At 62.5% G+C, this 683-nt stretch carries 1 pseudogene; it reads left to right on the top strand.

The window, feature by feature from the left end:
* Positions 1–683 (top strand): annotated as a pseudogene (locus tag QZM35_RS38095) (sugar-binding protein); the annotation flags it as partial.

Genomic DNA, 683 nt, shown 5'->3' with positions numbered 1-683 from the left:
GGCGCGAGCCGGAGCTTCGTGTGGCATCACCAGTACGACGAAATCGGTAACCGCATCAGAACGGTCAGGCCGGACGGCCATGCCGTCGATTGGCTCACGTATGGCTCGGGACACGTCCACGGGTTGATGCTGGACGGCAAGGAGCTCGTTCAGATCGAGCGCGATGATCTGCATCGGGAAACATTGCGTACCCTGCCGAGCAAGATCGATCAACACACGGCATACGACCGTGCAGGCAGGTTGGCGCAGCGCACCGTACAGCGTGCGAATGCACCCGCGCCGCTGGCAGAGCGCCGGTATCGCTACGACGCGGCCGGCCAGCTCGTGCAGATTGAAGACAATCGCAGAGGGTTGACGGACTATCGTTACGATCCGGTCGGACGGTTGCTGGAGTCGATCGGACCGGCGGGCAAGGAGCGGTTCGCGTTCGATCCGGCGAGCAACATCATCGACCCGATACGTGTTGAGCCGCCTCGCACGGAGAGCCGGCCGAGTCCGGTACGTGCGACGGAGAGCACGTTCCCCGCGGAAGTGTCCAAGGTGTTGGGCAACTTGTTGAAGCAATACGCGGGGGAGCATTTCGCGTACGACGCGCGCGGCAATCTCGTTCATCGCAGATCGCCAGCGGGTGAGCAGCGTTACGAGTGGAACGCGTTCAATCGGATGACTGCAGCGACGGTTGA

The sequence above is a fragment of the Burkholderia sp. AU45274 genome (assembly GCF_030482505.1).
Lineage (GTDB): Bacteria > Pseudomonadota > Gammaproteobacteria > Burkholderiales > Burkholderiaceae > Burkholderia.
The sequence above is the reverse complement of the archived record's forward strand: the minus strand, read 5'-3'. Positions and strand labels throughout refer to the sequence as shown.